The organism is Pseudoalteromonas sp. MER144-MNA-CIBAN-0113 (genome assembly GCF_040308965.1).
Taxonomy (GTDB): Bacteria; Pseudomonadota; Gammaproteobacteria; order Enterobacterales; family Alteromonadaceae; genus Pseudoalteromonas; species Pseudoalteromonas tetraodonis.
The window spans coordinates 1-4,054 of sequence record NZ_JBEOOG010000136.1 but is presented as its reverse complement, the minus strand read 5'-3'; the positions used below and the strand labels follow the sequence as shown (position 1 = coordinate 4,054).

General features: G+C 43.1%; 1 protein-coding gene and 2 pseudogenes. All 3 read left to right on the top strand.

Going from position 1 to position 4,054, the window contains the following annotated elements; all coding sequences use genetic code 11:
* Positions 1–54 precede the first annotated feature (54 nt).
* Positions 55–1,299 (top strand): annotated as a pseudogene (locus AAEY57_RS18865) (TolC family protein); the annotation flags it as partial.
* Positions 1,289–2,788, top strand: a complete 1,500-nt coding sequence (locus AAEY57_RS18860; RefSeq protein ID WP_350608538.1) for an efflux RND transporter periplasmic adaptor subunit — start codon at positions 1,289–1,291, stop codon at positions 2,786–2,788. The pseudogene AAEY57_RS18865 and the gene AAEY57_RS18860, both read left to right, overlap by 11 nt.
* Positions 2,789–2,796: 8 nt before the next feature.
* Positions 2,797–3,978: pseudogene (locus tag AAEY57_RS18855) on the top strand (efflux RND transporter permease subunit); the annotation flags it as partial.
* Between the last annotated feature and the right edge of the window lie 76 nt (positions 3,979–4,054).

The following is a 4,054-nucleotide window of genomic DNA, read 5'->3' as shown; positions in this document are numbered from 1 at the left end:
GTCGAATGATCGGATCATGGAACGAGCATTTAGTTCCTTTAAATTAGTAATTTCTTATCCGAAGCTCAGGTTAACTATGCCTTAAACCATGAGCCTTGGCTTAAAGCCAGCAAACAAAAACAAGCATCAATTGAAGCAAAAAGTATTGCCGCAGGTACCTTACCTGATCCGGTACTCACGCTAGGACTAATGAACCTACCAACCAATGGTTATGCTTTTGATCAAGAAAATATGACCCAATTTAAAGTAGGAATTAGCCAGTCGTTAAGCCGGGGCGATAGTTTAGCATTGCAGCAAAAGGCACTGTCTCAGTCGGCTGCGGCAGAGCCTTGGCTCCGTAAAGATAGACTCGCGCAGGTAAAAACCACAGTGACCGAGTCATGGCTCAATGCTTACAGAGCGCAGCGAACTATTGCGCTTATTGAGCAGGACAAAGCGTTGTTTACTCAGTTAATCGATATTACCGAATCAAGTTATGTAAGCTCGGTGGGTAAAACACGCCAACAAGATATTATTCGTGCGCAATTAGAGCTAATCCGCCTTGAAGATAAACTAATGCAACTTGATCAACAGCTACAAGGTGCTAAAAAGCGGTTAACACAATGGTTGCCCATCGACATGCTAAGCCAGCCTGTTGGTGAGGACTTTTCACAGGTTTCAGCGTTAAAAAACTACACGGAATTAGAGTTTCAGCAATTAATGGCATTGCTATTAAAGCACCCCGCTATTATGGCGATTGATAATGCAATAGAGGCAAAGCAAACTCAAATCAGTGTGGCTGAGCAAGGCTATAAACCGCAAATTGGTGTGAATATGGGATATGGTTATCGCGATGATATGCCAATGGGGGGCTCGCGAGCCGACCTTTTCTCTGTTGGAGTGAGTATAGATTTACCGCTATTTACCGATAATCGCCAAGACCAACTCGTTAATGCCGCTGTTGCTGATAGCGAAGAGGCAAAAACACAAAAATTAATTGCCCTTAAAAAGCTAAAAGGAATGTACTTTAAGGAAGTCAGCCAACTAACACGATTAAGTCAGCGAGCAGCGCTCTATAAAACTAAATTATTGCCGCAAATGGCCGAGCAATCCCAAGCTACCCTTAATGCCTACACCCGCGATGATGGTAATTTTTCGGATGTGATGCAAGCGCGGATCAGCGAATTAAATGCCAAAATAGACGCACTTAATATTCACGTTGATCAAAAAATTATTATTGCACGGTTAAATTATTACGCCAGTGCTGATGACGCCAGCTTAAAGAACTTAACACAACAGGAGCTAACCTATGAATACTAATTTAAAATTGTCATTGGTGGCTATATGCAGTGCATCGCTGACGGCCGGGGTGTTATTGAGCTTGCCAGCTGAGCACACTATGCCAAGCAATGACAAAACCAGTAGTAAAAAAGAGCCGCTTTATTGGGTGGCACCAATGGACAGTAATTATCGTCGTGATGAACCGGGTTTATCACCTATGGGTATGGATTTAGTGCCTGTTTATGAAGAGTCAGACAGTGATGTAAATGAAGGCCCCGGCAGTGTTAAAATTTCACCTACCGTGATCAATAACTTAGGTGTACGCACGGCACCGGTGGAGTTTGCAGCGCTGGAAAATGAAGTCAACACGGTAGGCTATGTACAGTATAACCAAGACCAGCTCATTCATATTCATCCGCGGGTAGAGGGCTGGGTAGAGACATTATATGTGAAGGCAGCAGGCGATCAGGTTAAACAAGATGAGCCACTTTATACCTTGTATTCACCGCAATTAGTCAATGCCCAAGAAGAGTTTGTTTTAGCGTTAAAGCGCAATAATCCGGTGTTAATTCGGGCGGCTAAAGCACGTTTAAAATCGCTTAATGTGTCTGAGGGTTTTATTTCACGCTTACAAAAAAGTCAGCAAGTGCTACAAAATATTACTTTTTATTCTCGCCAAGGTGGCGTTGTTGATGAGCTTAATATTCGTGAAGGGTTTTACGTTAAACCAGATACATCAATGATGAGTATTGCTCAGCTTGACGAAGTGTGGGTTGAGGCTGAGGTATTTGAACGCCAAGCAGAACTTATTCGTGTTGGCTTACCGGTAACCATGACACTCGATTATTTAAGTGGTCAAAGTTGGCAAGGGCAAGTGGATTATATTTACCCTACTTTAGATGCTAAAAATCGTACTTTAAGAGTACGTTTGCGCTTTGATAACCAAGGCCATCAGTTAAAGCCTAATATGTTTGCGCAAGTCAGTATTCATAGCCAAAAAGCTGAAAAGCAGTTAATTGTGCCTAAAGAAGCGGTTATTCGCACTGGTAGCCAAAACCGCATTGTAATTGCGCTTGGGGAGGGGCGTTTTAAATCGGTTGAAGTAACCTTAGGGCGAAGTGATGCGGCTAATACCGAAATTTTATCAGGTGTTATGGCTGAAGATGAAGTGGTTACTTCTGCGCAGTTTTTAATTGATTCAGAGTCGAGTAAAAGCTCTGACTTTAAGCGTATGCAAGCCCCTTCGCACAGCACAATGGCAATGAGTGATAGTGCCCCAAGTATGGCTACTGTGAATGGGGTTATCAACAGCATTGACCCTAACACGCGGGTTATGAATATTAGCCGTGAGGCGATTGAAAAGTGGGGGCGCGGACCTGCAACTATGGACTTTGTGTTAGCAAAAAATGTAACCATTGAGGCGTTTAAGCTAAATGATGAAGTTACATTTACCTTTAGTATTGAGCAAGGTGAGTTTGTGATCCATACAATGACTTCTGTGCATGCTATGCACAGTCAGCACGAGTAGGAGTGGTTATGATTACTGCAATTATTCGCTGGTCTGTTGTTAATCGTTTTTTTGTACTGTTACTGACCGCAATACTTATTGGTGGCGGCTTGTATGCTGTAAAAAACACCCCAGTAGATGCCTTACCCGATTTATCTGATGTACAGGTTATTGTTAAAACATCTTACCCTGGGCAAGCGCCGCAAGTAGTGCAAGATCAGGTCACATTTCCTATAACCACGGCGATGTTATCGGTACCAGGGGCGCAAACAGTACGCGGTTTTTCGTTTTTTGGTGACTCCTACGTGTACGTTATTTTTGACGAAGACACCGATTTATATTGGGCGCGAAGTCGTGTTCAAGAATATTTAAGTCAAGTATCTGCGCGTTTACCCAATACGGCAATTGCAGAGCTAGGCCCGGATGCCACAGGAGTTGGCTGGGTGTATTTATATGCACTCACTGATACCACAGGTAAGCATGACATCAGCCAATTACGCAGTTTACAAGATTGGTTTTTAAAATTTGAACTGCAAACTGTACCCGGTGTGTCCGAAGTGGCATCGGTAGGCGGCATGGTCAAACAATACCAAGTAAACGTTCAGCCCGATAAGCTTCGTGCTTATGGTATTCCGCTAAGCCTTATTCAAACTGCCATTAAGCAAGGCAATCAAGAAATGGGTGCATCGGTAGTTGAGATGGCAGAAGCTGAATACATGGTAACCAGTACTGGCTACGTAAAAAGTGTTGCTGATTTAGAAGCCATTCCTTTAGGTATAAACGCTAACGGTACTGCACTACAGTTACGTGATGTTGCTAATGTGCGTTTAGGTCCGCAAATGCGCCGCGGTGTTGCCGAGCTTAACGGCGAAGGCGAGGTGGCAGGTGGCGTAGTGGTTATGCGCTTTGGTGAAAACGCGCAAAAAACCATAGAGCTCGTTAAAGCTAAATTAGAGTCACTTAAAAAAGGGCTACCAGAGGGGGTTGAAATTGTACCTGTGTACGATCGCTCTCACTTAATAAAAGACGCAGTTGATAACCTCACCTCTAAATTAATGGAAGAGCTTATTGTAGTGGCTTTAGTGTGTGTGGTGTTTTTATTTCATATACGCTCATCGCTGGTGGCTATTATTACCTTACCGTTAGGTATACTCACCGCTTTTATTATTATGTATTGGCAAGGGATTAACGCCAATATCATGTCATTAGGCACGGCAAGATCATTATAAATTGAACTTATAGAATATGTAGTGATCAGATCAAGGCATAATAATCACCTTGGTCACG